22 protein-coding genes and 1 tRNA gene are annotated in these 18,818 nt (G+C 65.7%); 17 read left to right on the forward strand and 6 right to left on the reverse strand.

The window, feature by feature from the left end; genetic code table 11:
• Window positions 1–8 precede the first annotated feature (8 nt).
• From pheT to CAL12_RS09960, 5 genes are all read left to right on the forward strand, one after another.
• Window positions 9–2,426 carry a phenylalanine--tRNA ligase subunit beta gene (gene pheT / locus CAL12_RS09940; protein ID WP_086064336.1) on the forward strand — a complete coding sequence of 806 codons (2,418 nt, stop codon included), beginning with the start codon at window positions 9–11 and terminating at the stop codon, window positions 2,424–2,426.
• Between the two features lie 32 nt (window positions 2,427–2,458).
• Entirely contained in the window at window positions 2,459–2,788 is a 330-nt protein-coding gene (locus CAL12_RS09945) for an integration host factor subunit alpha (protein WP_086064337.1), read from the forward strand.
• A gap of 59 nt (window positions 2,789–2,847) precedes the next feature.
• Window positions 2,848–3,297 (forward strand): MerR family transcriptional regulator, encoded by a 450-nt coding sequence (locus CAL12_RS09950; protein ID WP_086064338.1) that lies wholly within the window; start codon window positions 2,848–2,850, stop codon window positions 3,295–3,297.
• A 66-nt stretch (window positions 3,298–3,363) separates the two neighbouring features.
• A tRNA-Pro gene (locus tag CAL12_RS09955) sits at window positions 3,364–3,440 on the forward strand.
• Window positions 3,441–3,661: 221 nt separating this feature from the next.
• Window positions 3,662–3,862 carry a hypothetical protein gene (locus CAL12_RS09960; RefSeq protein WP_086064339.1) on the forward strand — a complete coding sequence of 67 codons (201 nt, stop codon included), beginning with the start codon at window positions 3,662–3,664 and terminating at the stop codon, window positions 3,860–3,862.
• Between the two features lie 89 nt (window positions 3,863–3,951).
• Here the strand turns inward: CAL12_RS09960 and CAL12_RS09965 are convergent, their stop codons facing one another.
• The 3 genes from CAL12_RS09965 to CAL12_RS09975 all read right to left on the reverse strand — a co-directional run bounded on the left by CAL12_RS09965 (window position 3,952) and on the right by CAL12_RS09975 (window position 7,168).
• Window positions 3,952–5,049 carry a porin gene (locus CAL12_RS09965; protein WP_232464764.1) on the reverse strand — a complete coding sequence of 366 codons (1,098 nt, stop codon included), beginning with the start codon at window positions 5,047–5,049 and terminating at the stop codon, window positions 3,952–3,954.
• A 288-nt stretch (window positions 5,050–5,337) separates the two neighbouring features.
• Window positions 5,338–5,700, reverse strand: a complete 363-nt coding sequence (locus CAL12_RS09970) for a response regulator (protein WP_086064340.1) — start codon at window positions 5,698–5,700, stop codon at window positions 5,338–5,340.
• Window positions 5,701–5,734: 34 nt separating this feature from the next.
• On the reverse strand, window positions 5,735–7,168 hold the full coding sequence (locus CAL12_RS09975; protein WP_086064341.1) for an ATPase domain-containing protein: 1,434 nt from the start codon (window positions 7,166–7,168) through the stop codon (window positions 5,735–5,737).
• Window positions 7,169–7,523: 355 nt separating this feature from the next.
• On the opposite strand from CAL12_RS09975, the gene CAL12_RS09980 reads away from it, so the two are divergent.
• A complete protein-coding gene (locus tag CAL12_RS09980) occupies window positions 7,524–7,655 on the forward strand; it encodes a glycine zipper 2TM domain-containing protein (protein ID WP_232464855.1) in 132 nt (43 codons plus the stop codon).
• Between the two features lie 553 nt (window positions 7,656–8,208).
• A complete protein-coding gene (locus CAL12_RS09985; RefSeq protein ID WP_086064343.1) occupies window positions 8,209–8,424 on the forward strand; it encodes a hypothetical protein in 216 nt (71 codons plus the stop codon).
• Between the two features lie 23 nt (window positions 8,425–8,447).
• Here CAL12_RS09985 and CAL12_RS09990 read toward each other — a convergent pair whose 3' ends face one another.
• Together CAL12_RS09990 and hpaI are read right to left on the reverse strand one after the other, a co-directional pair.
• Entirely contained in the window at window positions 8,448–8,834 is a 387-nt protein-coding gene (locus tag CAL12_RS09990) for a hypothetical protein (RefSeq protein WP_086064344.1), read from the reverse strand.
• 39 nt (window positions 8,835–8,873) lie between these two features.
• Window positions 8,874–9,680, reverse strand: a complete 807-nt coding sequence (gene hpaI / locus CAL12_RS09995) for a 4-hydroxy-2-oxoheptanedioate aldolase (protein ID WP_086064345.1) — start codon at window positions 9,678–9,680, stop codon at window positions 8,874–8,876.
• A gap of 77 nt (window positions 9,681–9,757) precedes the next feature.
• Between hpaI and CAL12_RS10000 the strand changes: the two genes are divergently transcribed.
• The 8 genes from CAL12_RS10000 to CAL12_RS10035 all read left to right on the forward strand — a co-directional run bounded on the left by CAL12_RS10000 (window position 9,758) and on the right by CAL12_RS10035 (window position 15,858).
• Window positions 9,758–9,976, forward strand: coding sequence for a hypothetical protein (locus tag CAL12_RS10000; RefSeq protein ID WP_086064346.1), 219 nt, complete (start codon window positions 9,758–9,760; stop codon window positions 9,974–9,976).
• Complete coding sequence (locus tag CAL12_RS10005) at window positions 9,973–11,118, forward strand: AGE family epimerase/isomerase (protein ID WP_086064347.1); 1,146 nt, start codon at window positions 9,973–9,975, stop codon at window positions 11,116–11,118. The genes CAL12_RS10000 and CAL12_RS10005 overlap by 4 nt, the downstream gene beginning before the upstream one ends.
• Window positions 11,119–11,285: 167 nt before the next feature.
• Window positions 11,286–11,531: a hypothetical protein gene (locus CAL12_RS10010; protein ID WP_086067788.1), complete on the forward strand. Its 246-nt coding sequence runs from the start codon at window positions 11,286–11,288 to the stop codon at window positions 11,529–11,531.
• A 214-nt stretch (window positions 11,532–11,745) separates the two neighbouring features.
• Entirely contained in the window at window positions 11,746–12,051 is a 306-nt protein-coding gene (locus CAL12_RS10015; protein WP_086064348.1) for a DUF3303 domain-containing protein, read from the forward strand.
• Window positions 12,048–13,046 (forward strand): Bug family tripartite tricarboxylate transporter substrate binding protein, encoded by a 999-nt coding sequence (locus CAL12_RS10020; protein ID WP_086064349.1) that lies wholly within the window; start codon window positions 12,048–12,050, stop codon window positions 13,044–13,046. Before CAL12_RS10015 ends, CAL12_RS10020 begins: the two co-directional genes overlap by 4 nt.
• Window positions 13,047–13,153: 107 nt before the next feature.
• On the forward strand, window positions 13,154–13,942 hold the full coding sequence (locus CAL12_RS10025) for a class II aldolase/adducin family protein (protein WP_086067789.1): 789 nt from the start codon (window positions 13,154–13,156) through the stop codon (window positions 13,940–13,942).
• Between the two features lie 27 nt (window positions 13,943–13,969).
• On the forward strand, window positions 13,970–14,839 hold the full coding sequence (locus CAL12_RS10030) for an amidohydrolase family protein (RefSeq protein ID WP_086064350.1): 870 nt from the start codon (window positions 13,970–13,972) through the stop codon (window positions 14,837–14,839).
• Between the two features lie 14 nt (window positions 14,840–14,853).
• Window positions 14,854–15,858 carry a 2-hydroxyacid dehydrogenase gene (locus tag CAL12_RS10035; protein WP_086064351.1) on the forward strand — a complete coding sequence of 335 codons (1,005 nt, stop codon included), beginning with the start codon at window positions 14,854–14,856 and terminating at the stop codon, window positions 15,856–15,858.
• 50 nt (window positions 15,859–15,908) lie between these two features.
• Here the strand turns inward: CAL12_RS10035 and gcvA are convergent, their stop codons facing one another.
• Window positions 15,909–16,808: a transcriptional regulator GcvA gene (gene gcvA, locus CAL12_RS10040; protein ID WP_157792945.1), complete on the reverse strand. Its 900-nt coding sequence runs from the start codon at window positions 16,806–16,808 to the stop codon at window positions 15,909–15,911.
• A gap of 181 nt (window positions 16,809–16,989) precedes the next feature.
• Between gcvA and CAL12_RS10045 the strand changes: the two genes are divergently transcribed.
• Complete coding sequence (locus CAL12_RS10045) at window positions 16,990–18,024, forward strand: Bug family tripartite tricarboxylate transporter substrate binding protein (RefSeq protein ID WP_157792946.1); 1,035 nt, start codon at window positions 16,990–16,992, stop codon at window positions 18,022–18,024.
• An 83-nt stretch (window positions 18,025–18,107) separates the two neighbouring features.
• Entirely contained in the window at window positions 18,108–18,770 is a 663-nt protein-coding gene (locus CAL12_RS10050) for a nucleotidyltransferase family protein (protein ID WP_086064353.1), read from the forward strand.
• The last annotated feature ends 48 nt before the right edge of the window (window positions 18,771–18,818 follow it).

The raw sequence follows: 18,818 nt of genomic DNA on the forward strand, positions 1-18,818 counted from the left end.
GGCTGATCATGCAATTTCCCGAGTCCTGGCTGCGTGCGCTGGTCAATCCCTCCATCGACACCAAAGAGCTGGCGCATCGCCTGACGATGGCCGGTCTGGAAGTCGAAGACCTGCAGCCCGCCGCGCCGCCGTTTTCCGGCGTGGTCGTCGCCCATATCGTCGAGATCGCGCCGCATCCCGACGCCGACAAGCTGCGCGTGTGCCAGGTCGATGACGGTTCGGGCCAGCGGCTGCAGATCGTGTGCGGCGCACCGAATGCCGCTGCGGGACTGAAGGTGCCGCTGGCGCGTGTCGGCGCGCAACTGCCCGGTGACATCAAGATCGGCAAGGCCAAGATGCGCGGCGTCGAATCGGCCGGCATGCTGTGCTCGGCACGCGAGCTCGGCCTGTCGCAAGATCATGCGGGCCTGCTCGAACTGCCGGCCGACAGCGTGCCGGGCGCCTCGCTACGCGACGTGCTGGACCTGGACGATACTCTGTTCACGCTCAAGCTCACGCCCAATCGCGCCGACTGCCTGTCCATCCTGGGCGTCGGCCGTGAAGTCGCTGCCCTGACCGGCGCCCCGCTGCGCGTGCCCGTCGCCGAACCGGTACTGCCTTCGTTCGACGAAGTGCTCGCCGTGGATATCCAGGCCCCGGATCTTTGTGGACGCTTCGCCGGCCGCATCGTTCGCGGCGTGAACGCCCGCGCGGCCACGCCGCAATGGATGAAGACGCGGCTGGAGCGCGCCGGCCAACGCTCCGTGTCGGCGCTGGTGGATATCTCCAACTACGTCATGCTGGAACTGGGCCGGCCTACCCACGTGTTCGATCTGGACAAGGTGTCCGGCGGCCTGACGGTGCGCTGGGCCCGGCCCGGCGAATCGCTGAAACTGCTGAATGGCCAGGAAATCGCCCTGGACCAGGATGTCGGCGTGATCTCGGCCGGCGAAACGGTCGAGAGCCTGGCCGGCATCATGGGGGGCGACGCCACCGCGGTGACGCTGGACACGCGCAACATCTACGTCGAAGCCGCCTTCTGGTGGCCCGAAGCCATCGCCGGCCGCGCGCGCCGCTACAAGTTCAGTTCCGAAGCCAGCCATCGCTTCGAACGCGGCGTGGACTTCCAGGACATTCCTGAACACCTGGAATTCATCACGCGGCTGATCCTGGACATCTGCGGCGGCGAATGCGGCCCGATCCACGACAAGACCGTCAACCTGCCGCGTCGCGAACCGGTGCACATGCGCCTGTCGCGTTGCCAGCGGGTGCTGGGCGTGCAGATCCCGCGCGACGAAATCGCCGGCATTTTCACGCGCCTGGGCCTGCGCCACCAGATCGACGGCGACGTCGTGACGGTCGTGCCGCCGTCCTATCGTTTCGACCTGGCCATCGAAGAAGACCTGATCGAAGAAGTCGCGCGCATCCACGGCTTCGAAAATATTCCGGACCAACCGCCCATGGCGTTGGCCAAGATGCGCGCACCCAAGGAAGCGCGGCGCAGCCCGCATGCGGTGCGGCGCCAGATGGCCGCGCTGGACTACCAGGAAGTCGTCAACTTCAGCTTTGTCGAAGCCGACTGGGAACGCGATTACGCCGGCAACGCCGATCCCATCAAGTTGTTGAATCCCATTGCCAGCCAACTGGCGGTCATGCGGTCGAGCTTGCTGGGCGGGCTGGTCGCGAACATCGTCCACAACGCCAATCGCAAGCAGTCGCGCGTGCGGGTATTCGAGCTTGGCCGCGTGTTTTTCCGCGACGCCTCGGTGGCGGATGGCGAGCTCGCGGTGGCCGGCGTGCGCCAACCGCTGAAGCTGGCCGGCGCGGCCTGGGGCCCGCACGTGGAAGAACAGTGGGGCACGCCGACGCGGCAGGTCGACTTCTACGACGTCAAGATGGACGTGCAGGCGCTGTTCGGCGCGCGTGCCGGCGATCTGCGTTTCGAAGCCGCCTCGCATCCGGCCTTGCATCCGGGGCGCGGCGCGCGCATCTTGCTGGACGGCAAGGCCATAGGGTGGCTGGGCGAATTGCATCCGCGCTGGGCGCAGAAAGCGGAACTTGCCCACGCGCCGGTACTGTTCGAAGTGGATGTGGACGCGGTTCTGGAAGGCAGCCTGCCGCAAGTGCGCGAGCTGTCGCGCCAGCCGGTGGTGGTGCGCGATCTTGCCATGTGGGTCGATGCCGCGCTGCCCGCGCAGGCCATGCTGGACACCATCGCGCAAGCCATCGCGCAGGATCCGAAACTGTCCATCGTGCAGGACGCGCGGCTCTTCGATGTCTGGAGAGAAAAGACGCAAGTCGATGATTCTGCTAAAGAAAAAAGCCTTGCTTTCCGCTTCTGGCTACAGGACACTGACGCAACGCTGGACGAGCCGCGCGTGACGGACTGCCTGAATCGCATCAGGGACAAGCTTATTCAAGCCCATGGCGCGCGCCAGCGCGCCTGACGCGCGCAGGGGTAAAAGAGGGGATTAGAAACATGCTTTCCGAGCCACGCACATTGACCAAGGCCGAACTCGCGGAGTTGCTGTTCGAACGGGTAGGTTTGAACAAGCGCGAGGCCAAGGACATCGTCGACACCTTCTTCGAGGAAATCCGCGATGCCCTCGCGCGCGGCGATTCCGTCAAGCTGTCCGGGTTCGGCAATTTCCAGGTGCGCGACAAGCCGCCGCGTCCGGGGCGCAATCCCAAGACGGGCGAGACCATACCGATCGCCGCGCGCCGTGTGGTCACCTTCCACGCAAGCCAGAAGTTGAAGAGCATCGTCGAGAACACCGCGACGCCCGACGAGTCTACGTCGGCTGACTGAAGCAGCCGCCGCCGCGATGTATTTCCGGCCGCATGGGCCATGCCGCTAATAATCCAACCATGACTCGACCAGAACCTGCCGTTGTCCTGCCACCGATTCCGGCCAAGCGTTACTTCACCATCGGTGAAGTCAGCGAGCTGTGCGGCGTCAAGCCGCACGTGCTGCGCTACTGGGAGCAGGAGTTCACCCAACTCAAGCCGGTCAAGCGCCGCGGCAATCGACGCTACTACCAGCACCACGAAGTGCTTCTGATCCGCCGCATACGCTCGCTGCTTTACGAGCAGGGCTTCACGATCAGCGGCGCGCGCAATCGCCTGGGCGACACGCGCGAAGCGCCACCGCGCGACCAGGACGCCGCCGTGCGTTTCAGCGGCGCGGAAATGCAGTCGCTGCGCGCGGAATTGAGCGGCGTTTCCGCCGTGCTGGCCGAGGCGCTGAGCAGCGTGAAGCAGGGCGCCGCCGAGGCGGCCACCAGCAGTGCGCGTACGTCCGTGGACGATGCGGACTGAATACTGCCTGCTCGATGAGAACGTGCAGCGCACGTCTTCCATACATCTGATATACTCTCGGTCTTTCGGGGCGTAGCGCAGCCTGGTAGCGCACTTGCATGGGGTGCAAGGGGTCGCGAGTTCGAATCCCGCCGTCCCGACCAGAAAAAAACAAGGGCTTACATGAGCGATCATGTAAGCCCTTGTCCTTTTGTGGACATGCGAATGGTCAGGGGAATGATCAAGCGAATGGACACGTGAATGGACACGTGAATGGTCAAGTGAATGGTCAAGCGAATGGACACGCGGGTGGCCAAGCCAGTGGACGTCGCCGCAAGCACAGTATTTGCTTAGTGCTCATCACATTTCGCACTGGGAGCAAATCATGCCCAAGAAAAAAGTGACCGCCGCGGAATTGCGGGACATCCTGCACGACGAGTTCACGCTGGTAGCCGGCGGCAACGTGCCGGCGCCTGAAATCGAACGCGTCGAAGGCAGTGATCCCAACTGGACGGTGGACATTGCCAAGGATTCCGAATTCCGCGCGGCCGCGGAAAGGGTGATGGCGGAATACGACCTCGAATAGCAGGCGCCTGACAAGCGCTTCCCTCGCGCTGCCCGCGCATCTTGCGCGCGCATGGAGCGCCGGCAATCGCCGGCCGCTCCAGCACCAAATCAGAAGATATGCCTGATCCCGGTCGCCACGCCCACCTGCGTGGACCCGCTGGCGATCTCAGCCGTCGACGCGTCGTAGACCCGGTTGAAATCCACGGTGCCATACAGCTGCGTCCGTTTGGACAACGCGTACTCCGCCACCGCGACCAGCGCATAGCGCTTGCCCTTGTCGCCTTGCTCGATCACGTTCTTGCTCTTGTCGAAGTACGCGGCGCCGGTGAAGGTCCACGGCGTGGCCATGGGTTGCCACGTGACGCCGGCGTAGTAGCCGTTGTCCTTGCGTTCCAGGCCATTGTCCGGGACGTTGGCGATACCCATGACCGCATTGACGAAGCCGGTCTCGTCGCGGCCATTGAAGTAGCCGGCGAACAGCCGCGTATTGTCAAAGAGCTGATAGGCCGCGTTCAGGTTCCACACGCGCTGCGTATAGTCGGAGTTGGTCTCCGCCCGCGTCAGCTGGTAGCCGCCGCCCACGGTCAAGGGACCGGTCGTGTACGTCAGCGTGCCGCCGTATTGCTGGCCCAGCTTGTGGTCGTCGAAGGAATCGCCGAAGCCGTACGACAGGATCACGTCGAAGCCGCCCAGCTTGTTGTTGCGATAGCGAACGGACTCGGACGTGCGGCCGCGCGACATGGCCACGGGCAGCCAGGAGTTCTGGTCGTAGTTGCCCACCGTCAGCGGATCGAAGGTGTCGCCCAGGATGGTGAACAGCGGCGTGTCCTGCCGTCCCAGTGAAAGCGCACCGATGTCACCGCCGTCCAAGCCGACATAGGACTGCCGGTTGAACATGCGGCCAGGGTCGCTCTCGTTGCCGTTCTGTACGTTGAAGCCGCTTTCCAGGCGGAAGAAAGCGGTATTGCCGTTGCCCAGGTCTTCCGTGCCTTTCAGGCCCCAGCGGCTGTTCGTGATCGCGCCGTTTTCCATCGAGATGCGGCTGTGGTCCGGTCGATAGCCGGGGCCGGTACTCAGGTAGCGGACGCTGACGTCGGCGATGCCGTACAGCTGCACATTCGTATCGGCGGCTTGCGCGGTGGCGCCTGCCATCGTGCCCGCGACGGCCAATGCCATCGCGCTTTCCTTGAACAAGGGTTTGAACATCGATCTGATTCTCTTCTCCCAGGCCGCGGCACAGGGTTGCGCCGCTCTCCAGAACTGTGATGCCGTGCGGCGGGTAGCCGGGGCGTCGACATTTTTGTCATGCCGCCCGCGCATCCGCCTGGCGATCCGGCTAAGGAGCGAGAGGGTCAGAAGTTCGGGTGGCCGGCGCAGTATAGGTGAAACATTGTTGCCCACCCTTTAGGGAAAATCCTGTTTTGTGTCGTTATCGATGCAAACCTTGCCCCTTGGCGGCCACCTGGCGGCAAGGCACATCCGACGATTAAACGCTCAGCCTCGCTGGAGCATCTCTTCGACCTGCGCCAGCAGCGTGCGCGGGTCATAGGGCTTGTCGACGACCAGCGTGAACAGGTCGGGGCTCTGCCTGGCCAACAGGCCCTGGGCGCCGGTGACCAGCACGATCGGCAGGTCTCGCGTGAGGGCGTCCGCGCGCACTGCTTCCGCCAACTCCAGGCCGGTCATCAGCGGCATCATGAAGTCCGTGATGATCAGGTCGGGTCGGCGGGTGCGCATGATGTCGAGCGCGGCCTTCCCATGGGGCGCCGTCAGCACTTCGTGCCCAGCGTCCTCAAGGAGATCGGCCAGCATCTCGGCAAGCAGGATCTCGTCGTCGGCGACGAGGATCAATGCCATGGCGCATGGCCTCCTGACGCATTGCGAATCATCGTCAGGATCCGCCGTGGTTGTTCGCCGAGGTGCTCGCTAAAACCGATGGCCCCAGCTTGGGTCCCACGCGCAAGCCTTTGCTCGTGATCTCCAGTATGCGCGTATCCGGCATGAAGTCGCTGTCGCGCATCTTCTGCACGGCGATCGTTCGCTTCAGGTCGTTGTTCTGCGCGACGTGCCGCAGCAGGATCACGTTATCGAACATCGCCGACAGTTGTTCCGCCGGCGCCGTCACGTCCTGGTCCACGATCTGGCGCAGCTCCCAGGTGAAGACGCTGGTGACGCCTATGGCGCGCAGGCGGTTGGTCAGCGTCGTGAAGAATTCGACCAGGCGGGCGCGATGGGTGGCCGCACGTTCAAAGCCGCCTATGCCGTCGATGAACAGGCGCGTCACGCGGTGGCGGTTGACGAGTTCCAGCAGCTCCAGGCCCAGCTTGTCCAGCAGGTTTTCCGCCATGGGCGTCCAATGCACGTACAAGTGGTCCGTGGACGGCAGGGTGATACCCAGCGTGGAGGCCTTGCGTTGAAGCAGCGTGGACGTTTCGAAGAACCCGTAATGCAGCGCGGGTTCTTCTTCGGAAGCGGCGCTCAGGAAGTGCAGGCCCATGGTCGTCTTGCCCGTGCCGGTGGGGCCCACCAGCAAGGTGACGGAACCGCGCGGCAGGCCACCGCCGATCAGCGCGTCGACTTCCGCATTGCCGCTGGTGACGCGTTGCGACAGTATCTTGGCCGATGGCGGCATGAGCGGCCAGGACACGGCTTCCACCCGCGGATAGATGGTGATGCCGGACTGGGTGATTTCGTACTGGTGCAGGCCGCCCACGGCGGCGCTGCCGCGCGACTTGCGCACCTGCAATTGGCGCACGGTGCGTACGCCGAAGATTTCGTCGCTCAGGTCGATTACGCCATCGACCATGGTGTGTTCGGGACTGCTGTCGTCCAGGCGCGTACTGGTCAGGAACAATACGGTGCAGCCGACGAAGCCGGCCTGGCCCTGGACTTCGGCCACGAAGGTCTTGACGTCGAGGTCCGTTTCGGCGCGTTCGCGCGCGTTGAGCAGGCCGTCGAAAACCAGCAGGGTGGCTTTGTGCCGCTTGGTTTCCTGTCGCAGGAGCTTCACCACGGCGCCCAACCCTTCTTCCCGCAAGGCGTGGAAGACGCTGACATAGGCGATTTCCTGCCCCAGTTTTTCCTTGTGGAAAAAATCCAGGGTGGACATGGCGTGGAACAGCCTCTCATGGCTTTCCGCCAGCAGGGTGACGTACAGCACCTTGCCGCCATTGGCCGCGTGCGAGAACGCGATCTGGTTGGAGAGGATGGTTTTCCCGGCCCCGGGGCGGCCCTGGATGATGTAGGAAGCGCCTTCGACGAACCCGCCATTCAATATACGGTCCAGCCCATCGATACCACTCGCCATGCGTGCGAGATGTTGCACCACCAAATCCTCCGTTATTGCCATCGCATCGCGATGATCGCGCGAAAGTGTCCCGCATGTTGGAATTGGACGTCAAGCGAAAACGTTAATACTCCTGGCGGGCGCCAGGGCCGGTGTTAGTCAGGTCCGATGGTATGGAGTGCAAACAAGGTAAGCATAAGTCGTGCCCGAAGGCGCATTGCGCGGCGGCCGGGGGCCTCGCGGCCGCAGCAACGCGCGCCGGCACCCGACAAAGACAGCGTAGCGACAGGTACGGCTCTTGCATGAGCAGGGCTTCCCTGTTTCAGCCAAGGAGGCTGCTATGTACCGACTACGTAAGATCGCGGCTTTGGCACTGGCCGCATGCTTTCCCTTGATGGGCGGGTGCACCCTGGGCGGTGCCGCGGCCGGCGGCGTGATCGGCCACGAAACCACGCACAGCACGGCCGGCACGGTGGGCGGGGCGGTCTTGGGCGGCGTAATCGGTCACGAGATCGGCAAGGACTAATGCCGCCGGGCACATCCCGTAGCGGTACCTACGGTGTAGGTGCTGCCGCGGAGGGCGGGTCCCAAGGTTGACCAGCAATATGCCTCGCTGCCCCATGCCATGCCAAAGGCGTATGAGAGCGGTATCGGCATGTCGCCGCGGATGTGCACATTATGGCTACAACCTAGTGGCGAAGCCGGGAACGTAGGACTGCGCCCGATGGACAGCCGCGTCCTATCGGGTGGGGTGGGCATCCCGCCCGGCCCGGCCGTGCTACGGCGGAGTAGCGGCTACCGACTCATGCATTGGATACCAACCGGAGGGGCCAGGCGCTTGGGGAAGCCACGGGCGTGGGGCGATTCCGCCGACAAGCATGCTTGCATTTGCAAGCTTTGCTGGTCTTGGCGAGCGTCCTCCCGCAGTGCGATAGTACGGCACGCGTTACGCAACAGATGGGCCGGCGAATACGGGGTGAACGCCGGTCTTTCTGGCATGGGCCGCCACGATGCGCCGAGTGCTTTCGACGCGCCGCCTGCGCCATGCCGCTTGCCCCTGGGATGTTCGGAGCGAGCCCATGATCCAGTACAAAGACTTCATCATTGAATGCGCCGTGGAAACGTTGAAGAACGACCTGTACCAGGCACGCATCTTCATTTCCATGCTCGAAGGCGGGGATCCGGTGAATGGCTTCGCCTTTCCGCCTTACCCCGGCACGTCCATGCACAACGAAAGCATGGCGCGCACCGGTGCGGAGCAATGGGCCCGCGAATGGATCGATGAGAACTTCTAGCGCGGGCCGGCCCCGGGTCCGGGCTATTTCTTGCCCTGGCTGTCCTGATCCTGCTGTGAATTCTTGGGCTGCGGGATGGGCGAGCAGGTGAACGTGATGTAGGTGACCGGGCGCGTGAAGCCGGTGGCGTGATTGGACGAAACGTCGGGGTCGGTCATCTTCAAGCCCTGCGACGTGCAGTATTCCCGCGCGCGGTCCAGCGCCTGGCTCTTGAGCTGCACCCACGAGGTCGTCAGGCCGCCCGAGCGGCTGGTCAATGTGTACCGGTTGGGTTCGCCCGTGGGGATGATCGGTCCCGTCGTGGTGGTACATGCGGCCAATCCGGCCAGGGTGCTGACGACGAGGGCGGCCCCCGCGCTGCGCCGCAGGTGGCGGCCCAGTGATCCCCGCAGGGCTAAACGAAAACGCATGTATCCTCCGATGCGGCGTGTGGGCGCTATTTTATGCGTTCAGTACGGTCCCTGCTGCGCGGTCGCCGCCGCCGGCCGGTGGCGGCCGAATTGCGCGGCCAGGGATTCGGCGGCGCGTGCCAGCAGCGACGCATCCACGCCCACCGCGACGAAGGTCGCGCCCATTTCCAGATAGTGCTTGGCGCGGGCCGGGTCGGTGTGCAGGATGCCCGCCGATTTGCCGGACGCCACGATGCGGCGGATCGCATCGTCGATGGCCGCGGTGACCTCGGGATGGCCGGGGTTGCCCAGGTGCCCCATGTTGGCGGACAGGTCGGCGGGGCCGATGAACACGCCGTCCACGCCATCGACCGCCAGGATCTGGTCGAGCTCGGCCAGGCCGGCGGGCGTCTCGATCTGCAGCAGGACGCAGATTTCGTCGTTGGCGCGCGTCAGGTAATCGGGGATGCGGTTCCAGCGCGAGGATCGCGCCAGCGCGCTGCCCACGCCGCGGATGCCGGCCGGCGGATAGCGGACGGCGGCCACGGCTGCCTGGGCTTCCTGCGCGGACTGGATCATCGGAATCAGCAGGTTCTGCGCGCCGATTTCCAGGATCTGCTTGATGCGGACAAAATCGTTCCATGGGGGCCGCACGACCGGCGACACCGGATAGGCGGCGATCGACTGCAGTTGGGCCAGGATGCTTTGCAATTCGTTGGGGGAGTGTTCGCCGTCTATCACCATGGAGTCGAAGCCGGCTCCAGCGCAAATTTCCGCTGCGTACCGATCCGCCAGCGCTGCCCACAACGCGATCTGCGGCTTGCCTTCGCGCAGCGCGCGCTTGAAGGAATTGCTCAGGATATCCATGCCTAGCCTTCTACGGAGGTGAGAAAGATCGACGATAATAGGCCATTCCGCCGTCGTGGCGGTACGGAGGCACGCGCATGGCGATGCATCAATTCAACAAGGGCGAGCTGGCCTATTGGCTGGGTGTCATCGCGGACGACAAGAACCAGGCCGCCGAGCCTGTCCCGCAGCGTTTCATCGACGCGCTGTTGCTACTGCGCTGCATCGAAATGGATGCGGCAGGCCAGCCGGTCGTCACCGACAAGGGCCGCCTGGCGCTGCACATGGAAACCGCCAACCCGTATCCCGGATCATGAACCCTGGACGTGGCGGGGGTGGCAACGCCGTGCTGGCGGGCATCGTGGCGCAAGTCGGGCAGTTGCGCGCGCACTATGACGAAGTCGTCCTGCCGCTGTGGCTGACGCGCGGTTTCAATGCCGCGCTGGAACTGCCCTATGAGTCGCTGGCCAGCGCCGACGCGCGCCCCTTGCCGCCGCGCCGCTACCGCACCATGGCCTGCGCGCGGCAACTGTTCGTTTTCTCCATCAGCGATGCGGCGGCGGCCAGGCAGCACGCGGTGCGCCTGTTCGAGTCGCTGCAAAGGCGCTTCCGCCATCCGGCGGGCGGCTGGGTCTACAGCATAGACACGGACGGCGCGCCGCTTGAAACGCAGCACGACCTGTACACCTATGCCTTCGTCGTTTTCGCTTGCGCGACGTATTACCGCCGCCGGCGCGACGCGCGGGCACTGCAGGCCATGCGGGAGACGCTCGCACTGATCGAGTCGCGCTTCGGCATGAGCAGCGGGCTGTATGCCGCGCAACTGGACGACGACGCCCGGACGGCCACGCAGGGGCCGCTGCAGAATCCCATCATGCACCTGACCGAGGCCTATCTGGCGGCGCGTGCCGTCGACGACGCCGACGGCTGCGTAGAGGCTCTGCGCCGCATCGCGCGCGGCGTGGCGGCGCTGTTCGTCGATACGGCCACGCAATGCATATGCGAACTGCCGGCGCGTGATGCGGGCACTCGTATCGAGCCAGGGCATCAGTTCGAGTGGTATGCGCTGGTGCGAAGCGCGCCGGATGTTTTCGAGGATACGCAGCTTGTTGCAACGGTCACGCGTGCGGTGGACTACGCGCAACGGCACGGTGTGACGCCGGATGTCGAGAGCGTATGCGCCAGCCTGGATCTGCGCGGGACCGTGACCGACGCCACGCAGCGGATATGGGCGCAGACCGAATACGCGCGCTGCCTGGCCATGCGGGGCGACGAGGCCTCGCTGCGGGACCTGGCGCGGCAGCTCACGCGCTTTCGTGAGCGCTTCCTGCATGCACGTGGGTGGTACGAATGCCTGGACGGCGACGGGCGAGTGGCCCGCGCCGACATGCCGTCGACGACGCCTTATCACCTGGCGGCGTGCTACGCGGCGCTTCCCGGCGCGGGCGGGGGCGCCTGAGCCGGCACGGCCCGGGTGCCGGCATGACGCGGCGGATGCAGGGATGCTCTGCCGTAAGTCCGTCCCCAAATGTTTCAGTTTATTCGGTTTTCTTGCGAAATATTTGAATTTCTGCGATGCTGCGCGCCATCGCCGGCGACTGGCCGGTTCGTACAGGAGGCGCAGCGATGACTCCCAGGTTGATCGACGGTTTTACGGTCTACGCATACTCGATCCCGCCGCAGGGCCGGGAGCCGGCACGGGCCTTCATGGAAACGCGGCGGGAAGGCCCTGAGAGCGAGCCGCAAACCTTCGAGATCTATCTGTCGCGCCGCTTTCGCAGCGGCGTCGAAGCCATGTCCGCCGCGCGCAATGCGCTGGCGACCGTCAAGGCGGTGGATGAAAACGGGGTGCCGGACCACTTGCCGGAATAGGCGCCCATTATCTGAACTAATGCGTGCATGAGATATCGTCGCTGTGAAAGCAGGCGACGCGTCGCTACCATTTTCGTATAGCTAAACAACAAGCGGCCCACCGCTTGGGACCCCGCGCCGGGGATCATGAAAATTCCCAATACGTGCATGCCACGCATGTACCAACCCGGCCAGGGCCAGCGTTCGGTTTTCAACGACGATGGTAGGAGACACCATGCTATTTCTGGTCATCAGCACCCCACGCCCGGAGCGTCCCACGACGCTGATCGATTCGCGCAGCCGCTACTGGGACTGGATGCGGCCCCTGCTGGAGGCCGGCCTGGCGCGATCCGTCCATGCGCGTGTGGGTCGCGGCGCCGTCGCCCTGTTCGACGTCGATTCGAACACCACGCTGCATCGCCTGATGAATGAGTGGTCCGACATCATTCCCGCGCATTTCGACGTCTTTCCCTTGCTGGACGAAGACACGGCCAAGGCCTATCTGGCCACGCAGATACCCAGCGCGGGGGATGGACGATGAAACCGGGGCGGCGGCGATGTATCCACGCGCTGCGCCGGATCGGCCTGGCCCTGGCGGTGACGGCGACCACGCTGCCGGCGAGCGGCGCGCATGGCGCAACCTTTCCCGACAAGCCCGTGAGGATGATCGTGGCCTTCCCGGCCGGAGGGGGCACCGACATCGTGGCCCGCATCCTCGCCGAGCGCCTGACCCGGCTCTGGGGGCAACAGGTCATCGTCGACAACCGTGGCGGGGCCGGTGGCGTGATCGGCACGGAGACCGCCGCGCGGGCGGCACCCGACGGCTACACGATCTTCATGGCGACCCTGGGCAATATGTCCATCAATCCGCACCTGTACAAAATGAACGTCGATCCCATCAAGGATCTGACGCCTATCTCGAACGTGGTGGACGTCAACTTCGTCCTGGTCGTCAATGCGGCTTTCCCGGCGAAGTCGGTCAAGGACCTGATCGAGATGGCCAGGAACCAGCCAGGCAAGATCAACTTTTCGTCGTCCGGCGTGGGCGGCGCGCCGCATCTGGCAGGCGAACTCTTCAACCAGATGGCTGGCGTCAAGTTGACGCACATTCCCTACAAGGGAAGCGCGCCGAGTTTCACCGACCTGATCGGCGGACAGATACCGGTCACCTTCGACAGCCTCGTCCAGTCCTTGCCATATATCCAGTCCGGCAAGCTGCGCGCGCTCGGCGTGCTGGGCACCCGGCGGTCCAGTCTCCTGCCCGACGTTCCGACCCTGGCGGAAGCCGGCTTGCCCGGCTACGAGTTCACCAATTGGTTCGGCCTGGTGGCGCCGACCGGGGTGCCGGCGGACCGCATCCGCAAGTTGAACGCGGACGTTCGGAAGGTGCTGGCGGATCCGGCCGTCAGGCAGGAGCTGGAAAAGATGGGCGCCGATCCCGCCGGCGATACGCCCGAGGCCTTCGGCAAGCAGATACGCGATGACAGCGCCAAATGGGCGCGCATCATCCAGGAGCAGGGCATCCGGGCGCAGTAGCCGTTCTTCAACCGGCCAGGAATGGCGCCGGCGACGGCCGGCGGCTTACGCGGGCCATTGCACAGCCGCGCCCCCGGGCGCGGCGGAACAGGAGCATCCAGTTGAATATGCGATACAGCACGGATTTTCCGAGCCTGAGAGGTGTCGTGGACGATGCGGAGTGGAAGAGCCGCACGGATCTGGCGGCGTGCTATCGGCTGATGGACCACTACGGCATGACCGACATGATCTACAACCACATCACCGCGCAGATACCGGGCAAGGAAGGACGCCTGCTGATCAATCTGTACGGGTTGCTGTACAAGGAGATCACGGCTTCCAATCTGGTCGAGATCGACTATGACGGCAACGTGTGCCGCAAGCCGGATACGGACTATGGGATAAACAAGTCGGGCTACGTCATCCATGGCTGCATTCACCGCGCGCGCCCCGATGTCCATTGCGTCATCCACACGCATACGCGCGCCGGCATGGCAGTGGCGTCCATGCGCAACGGCCTGCTGCCGATCACGCAGACGGCGTCCCGCTTCCATGGCCATATCGCCTACCACGAGTTCGAAGGACCGGCGGTGGACCTGGCCGAGCAGGAGCGGCTGGTGGCCGACCTGGGGTCGCACAATGCCATGATCCTGCGCAATCACGGCCTGCTGGTGTGCGGTGCCTCCGTACCGCAGGCTTTCAATTTGATGTACCAGCTGGAGATGGCCTGCCGTACCCAGGTCGACGCCCTGTCCGCGGGCATGGAGCAGGTGCGCATGCCCGGCGAAGAAGTCCTGCGGCGTTCAGCGCATCTGTACCAGCCCGGGACGCGCCGGCCTTATGGCGAACTCGAATGGCACGCCATGCTGCGCCTGCTGGCCGCGGAGCCCGGCGGGTATCCCTCCTACGAAAGCTGACCCGCCTCATCCGAACGGAGTTTGCCCATGACCACCCAAGCGCGGCCGCCCGCCGGCGCCTGCGATTGCCACGTGCACGTATTCGGGCCGGTATCGGCCTATCCCTTCGACGCCGCGCGCACCTACACTCCCGGCGACGCGCCGCTGGAAGCACTCGTCGCCATGCATCGAAGCCTGGGCGTGGACCGCACCGTCATCGTCCAGCCCAGTCCCTACGGCACCGACAACCGCTGCCTGCTGGACGCATTGGCGCACCTGGATGGCCAGGGCCGCGGCGTTGCCGTGATCGACGACGACACGTCGGACGAGGCCCTGGCCGACATGCATCGCGCCGGCGTGCGCGGCGTCCGGGTCAACCTGGAAACCGCCGGGCAACACGATCCAGACGTGGCGCGCCGCAAGCTGTTGCAGGCCGCGCGGCGGGTCGCGCCATTGGGGTGGCACGTCCAGACCTACACCAACCTGCCGACCCTGGGCGCGCTCGCGCCGGGGCTGGATGAACTTCCCACCATCCTGGTCGTCGACCACTTTGGGCGGGCCCAGGCCGCGGAAGGCGTGGCGCAGCCGGGCCTGGACGCCTTGCTGTCGGCGCTGGCCGGCGGCCGCGTCTACGTCAAGCTTTCCGCGCCTTACCGGATTTCCCGGATGGACGGCTATGCCGATGCGGCGCCGATCGCGCGGGCGTTGATCGAGGCCAACCCCGACCGGGTGCTGTGGGGCAGCGATTGGCCGCATCCCGGTTCCGCCGCGGGCGCGCCGCGACCTGTCGACGCCATAACGCCGTTCCGGGCGGAGGACAATGCGAGCGCGCTGGCGCGCTGCATGCAATGGGCCGGCAACGCGGAGCGCGTGCGCAAGCTGTTGGTGGACAACCCGGCACGGCTCTACGATTTCTGATCCGGGAGTCACGCATGAACCACGACACCGGACAACGGGCGGAGCGCTACATTGTGGCGTTCCTGGACGTCATGGCGCCGCCGGTCCGGGCCGCGGTCGCGGCCGCGGCGCCGACGGGCTTCGAGGTGCGCTTCGCCGATAGCGGCGAAGCCGAAGCGCAAGCGGCCCTTGCGCGCGAAGCGGATTTCATCATCGCCGGCTGGCAGCCGGTCACCGCGGCGATGATCGCCGCCGCCCGCGGTTTGCGCATGGTCCACAAGTGGGGCATAGGCTACGACAAGATCGACCTGGAGGCGGCGCGCCGCCATGGTGTCGCTGTCGCCATTACCAGCGGCGCCAACGCCGGCCCCGTCGCTGAACACGCCATTGCATTGATGCTCGCGGTGTATCGAAGGCTGCCGTACGTCGACCGGTCGACGCGCGCGGGCATATGGCTGAAATCCGAAATGCGTTCCGTGTGTTATCAGCTCGCCGGCAAGACCATCGGGCTGCTCGGCTTCGGCAATATCGCGCGCATGCTGGCCCACCGGCTGCGCGGCTTCGACGTGGACATCCGCTACAGCAGCCGGCGCCGCGCGGACGCGGACACGGAGCGACGGCTGAACGTGCGCCAGGTCGACATGGATGAATTGCTGGCATGCAGCGATATCCTGAGCGTGCATCTTCCCCTGACGGACCAGACGCGCGGCATCATTGGCGCCGAGGCGATCAGGCGCATGAAGGATGGCGCGGTGATCGTGAATACCGCGCGTGGCGGTATCGTCGACGAGGCCGCGCTATATCGCGCGCTGGCGGACGGCAAGCTGGGCGGCGCGGGGCTGGATGTGTTCGACCATGAACCGGCTCGGGCGGACAATCCGCTCTTCACGCTGGATAACGTGGTCGTGACGCCGCACAGCGCCGGCGCCGTGATGGACAACGTGGGACATGTCGCGTCGCGGGCCTTCGGCAACATGCAGCGCTTGCTGCAGGGACAGCCCATCGATCCCGCGGATCTGGTGGTGGCGCCGCCGGGCTGAGGCCAAGGTCAGGCCCGGGGTGAGCGCCACGGTGACGCCCGGCGTGGCGCTCAGGGCTGCTCGGTCGAGGCCAGCCGTGCCAGCAGCCACTGGCGGAAGCAGGCGATCTTGGGTTCATCGGCGTGCTGTTCCGGGCAGACCAGGTGGTAGCCGCGCGGACGGCGCAGGACCAGGGGGTGGGGCGCCACGAGCCGGCCTTCGGCTAGGTCCTTTTCCACGTAGCGTAGCTGGCCCAGGGCGACGCCCAGGCCTTCGGTAGCGCATTGGTAAATGATGCTCAGGTCTTCGTAGTACATGTCGCCGACGGCCAGGCCGCGGCACGCGCCGGCCAGCCGTATCCAGTCAGGCCAGTGCTGCGGCCGGCGATTCGAATGCAACAGCGGCAACTGGAGCAGGTCGTCGGCGCTACAGGGGGAGGGCAGGCGCGCGGCCATTTCCGGCGCCATGACGGGCGTCAAGGCGTCGCTGAAGAGCAGGTCGTTGCGCAGCCCGGGCCACGGCCCGTCGCCGTAGACGATGCCCATGTCGGCGTTCTCGCGGGTGAAGTCGACGCCTTCCACGCTGGTGGAGAGTTTCACGTTGATGCCCGGATGGGCGGCCTGGAACGCCGGGACCAGGGGAATCAGCCAGCGCACGAACAAGGTCGTGTGGCCGCGCACGGTCAGTACCTGCTGGGCGCCGGTGGATACGAGCTCACGCGTGGCCCGCGTGATCTGGCCGAACGCGCCGGTGAGCGCCGCCGCGTAGTTTTCGCCGCCGCGAGTCAGGCGCAGCCGCCGCCCGCCGCGCTCCAGCAGCGCGAAGCCCAGCCATGACTCCAGGGCCTTGATCTGGTGGCTGACGGCGCCCTGCGTGATATGCAGTTCCTGGGCGGCGGCCGTGAAGCTGGCATGGCGCGCCACGCTTTCGAAGACGCGCAGCGGATTGAGCGGTGGAAGTTGCGGGTTCATCGTCGGACGGGCGCGTGGAGTCGGAATGCATATATTAGTTTTATCGATGGCGTGGCGAAAAATTCTCGATGGCGCCCCGGGGGGACGCATGCCTAAGATGGGCTTGCCGTGGTGCACCGGTCCAACGAAGACGCGGCCGTCGCGGCGGGAGCTTTGCCTTGTACATATAAAGGAGACAACGATGCGCGCCGGCGACCGGAACGATCCACACCTTCATACGAAAACCCTGCGCAGGGCCACGGCCAGATCGCTGGCGCACGCGGCCATGCTGGCGATGGGCCTGGCCTGTATGGCGCACGCCGCGCGAGCCGACGATCGCTTTCCCGGCAAGCCCATACGCATCGTCGTTCCCGTTTCGCCGGGCGGCACGGTGGATCTGGTCGCCCGGCTGGTCGCCAAGGGCATGTCGGAAGACCTGGGGCAATCCGTGCTGGTGGAAAACAAGCCGGGCGCCAGCGGCCTGGTGGGCACGCGGGAAGTGGCGCGGGCCGCGGCGGACGGCTATACGCTGCTGGCGGTGGCCAACACCTTCGTCTCGGCGCCCGCCTTCGTGCCGGAGGCCGGCTACGACCCGATCAAGGATTTCGCGCCTATTACGCAGACCGTGCTGATCCCCATGGTGTTGGTCGCGCACCCTTCCGTGCCGGAGTCCAGCGTGAAGGCGCTGATCGAGCGGGCGCGCGCCCATCCCGGCCAGGTCTCCTACGCGTCGTCGGGGATAGGCTCGACGGGCTATATCGCGGCGGAACTGTTCAGCAAGCAGGCTGGCGTCAAGATGCTGCCGGTGTCGTACAAGGGGAACGCGCAGGCCATTACGGATCTGGTCGGTGGCCAGGTCATGGTGATGTTCGATCAGGTCAGCACCTCGGGTCCTTATGTGCAGGCGGGAAAGCTGAAGGCCTTGGGCGTCACCACGAGCACGAGGTCCAAACTGCTGCCGGACGTACCGACCATCGCCGAGGCCGGGCTGCCCGGCTATGAGGAGGACACGTTCAACGCCATCCTGGCGCCGGCCGGCACGCCGGCCTCCATCGTGCTGAAGCTGCGCGACGCGGTGGCGAAGGCCTTGCAGCGCCCCGAAGTGACGGCGCAGCTGGCCCGCCAGGGCGTGGAGGTCAAGCTCGACCAGACACCGGACGGCTTGGGCGACACGTTACGGAAGGCGGTCGTGAAGTACCGTGACATCGCCAGGGACGTGGCGCCGTCCCGCCCTTGACCGGATGCGCTGGCCAGCCCCGCTTGCCTGATTGCGCGGCCAGCCCCGCTTGCCCGATCGATGCGCGTGGTTAAACTGCGCCGATGAGCCCGCTATCGATCGATCGCCGCCTGGCCGGCGCCCTGGAAAACCGGTTTGTCGGCATACTGCTGGCGGCGGGTCGCGGCGAACGTTTTCGCGCGTCCACGGGCCTCGCGCAGGCCGAAAAGCTGCTTGCGGCCTTGCCGGACGGACGTCCGGTGGCTGCCGCTTCCGCCGATATCCTGCTGCGTACCGTGCCGCTGGTGCTCGCGGTGACCCGCCCGGATACGCCGGCCTTGCAGCAGGCGCTGGCCGAGCGTGGCTGCCTGGTGGTGGAAACCGCCGACGCGGCGCGAGGGATGGGCGCCAGCCTGGCCTATGCGTCGCAAGCGCTGATGGCGGGCATCGCCGCCGCCACGCACGGCCAGCCCGGGTGCCGCGCGCCGCTAGGCTGCTTGGTGGCGTTGGGCGACATGCCCTGGGTGACGGACGCGACCGTGCTGGCGGTGCAGGATGCCGCGCGCGGCCATCGCATCGCCGCGCCGGTGCATGCGGGCCGCCGGGGCCACCCCGTGGCTTTCGCCTGGGCGCTCATGCCGGAACTGGCCGCGCTGGATGGCGATGAGGGCGCGCGGGCGCTGCTCAAGCGCCATGGCGTGCACGAGGTGACGTGCGAGGATCCTGGCGTGCTGCGCGATATCGATACGGTGGACGATCTGTCCTGACGCCCCGACGTCCTGAGGCCATGACGTCCTGAGACCGCGATGCCGCAA

The sequence above is a fragment of the Bordetella genomosp. 8 genome, assembly GCF_002119685.1.
Classification (GTDB): domain Bacteria; phylum Pseudomonadota; class Gammaproteobacteria; order Burkholderiales; family Burkholderiaceae_B; genus Bordetella_C.

Bases quoted from the DNA above. Each gene is read 5' to 3' on its own strand.
- CAL12_RS09980 (WP_232464855.1), top strand. From the start codon at position 7,524: ATGGGCGGGTGCACCCTGGGCGGTGCCGCGGCCGGCGGCGTGATCGGC.
- pheT (WP_086064336.1), top strand. From the start codon at position 9: ATGCAATTTCCCGAGTCCTGGCTGCGTGCGCTGGTCAATCCCTCCATC.
- CAL12_RS10005 (WP_086064347.1), top strand. From the start codon at position 9,973: ATGAACCCTGGACGTGGCGGGGGTGGCAACGCCGTGCTGGCGGGCATC.
- CAL12_RS09950 (WP_086064338.1), top strand. From the start codon at position 2,848: ATGACTCGACCAGAACCTGCCGTTGTCCTGCCACCGATTCCGGCCAAG.
- CAL12_RS10035 (WP_086064351.1), top strand. From the start codon at position 14,854: ATGAACCACGACACCGGACAACGGGCGGAGCGCTACATTGTGGCGTTC.
- CAL12_RS09960 (WP_086064339.1), top strand. From the start codon at position 3,662: ATGCCCAAGAAAAAAGTGACCGCCGCGGAATTGCGGGACATCCTGCAC.
- hpaI (WP_086064345.1), bottom strand. From the start codon at position 9,680: ATGGATATCCTGAGCAATTCCTTCAAGCGCGCGCTGCGCGAAGGCAAG.
- gcvA (WP_157792945.1), bottom strand. From the start codon at position 16,808: ATGAACCCGCAACTTCCACCGCTCAATCCGCTGCGCGTCTTCGAAAGC.
- CAL12_RS10010 (WP_086067788.1), top strand. From the start codon at position 11,286: ATGACTCCCAGGTTGATCGACGGTTTTACGGTCTACGCATACTCGATC.
- CAL12_RS09990 (WP_086064344.1), bottom strand. From the start codon at position 8,834: ATGCGTTTTCGTTTAGCCCTGCGGGGATCACTGGGCCGCCACCTGCGG.
- CAL12_RS09965 (WP_232464764.1), bottom strand. From the start codon at position 5,049: ATGTTCAAACCCTTGTTCAAGGAAAGCGCGATGGCATTGGCCGTCGCG.
- CAL12_RS10015 (WP_086064348.1), top strand. From the start codon at position 11,746: ATGCTATTTCTGGTCATCAGCACCCCACGCCCGGAGCGTCCCACGACG.
- CAL12_RS10030 (WP_086064350.1), top strand. From the start codon at position 13,970: ATGACCACCCAAGCGCGGCCGCCCGCCGGCGCCTGCGATTGCCACGTG.
- CAL12_RS10045 (WP_157792946.1), top strand. From the start codon at position 16,990: ATGCGCGCCGGCGACCGGAACGATCCACACCTTCATACGAAAACCCTG.
- CAL12_RS09985 (WP_086064343.1), top strand. From the start codon at position 8,209: ATGATCCAGTACAAAGACTTCATCATTGAATGCGCCGTGGAAACGTTG.
- CAL12_RS10000 (WP_086064346.1), top strand. From the start codon at position 9,758: ATGGCGATGCATCAATTCAACAAGGGCGAGCTGGCCTATTGGCTGGGT.
- CAL12_RS10020 (WP_086064349.1), top strand. From the start codon at position 12,048: ATGAAACCGGGGCGGCGGCGATGTATCCACGCGCTGCGCCGGATCGGC.
- CAL12_RS10025 (WP_086067789.1), top strand. From the start codon at position 13,154: ATGCGATACAGCACGGATTTTCCGAGCCTGAGAGGTGTCGTGGACGAT.
- CAL12_RS10050 (WP_086064353.1), top strand. From the start codon at position 18,108: ATGAGCCCGCTATCGATCGATCGCCGCCTGGCCGGCGCCCTGGAAAAC.
- CAL12_RS09945 (WP_086064337.1), top strand. From the start codon at position 2,459: ATGCTTTCCGAGCCACGCACATTGACCAAGGCCGAACTCGCGGAGTTG.
- CAL12_RS09970 (WP_086064340.1), bottom strand. From the start codon at position 5,700: ATGGCATTGATCCTCGTCGCCGACGACGAGATCCTGCTTGCCGAGATG.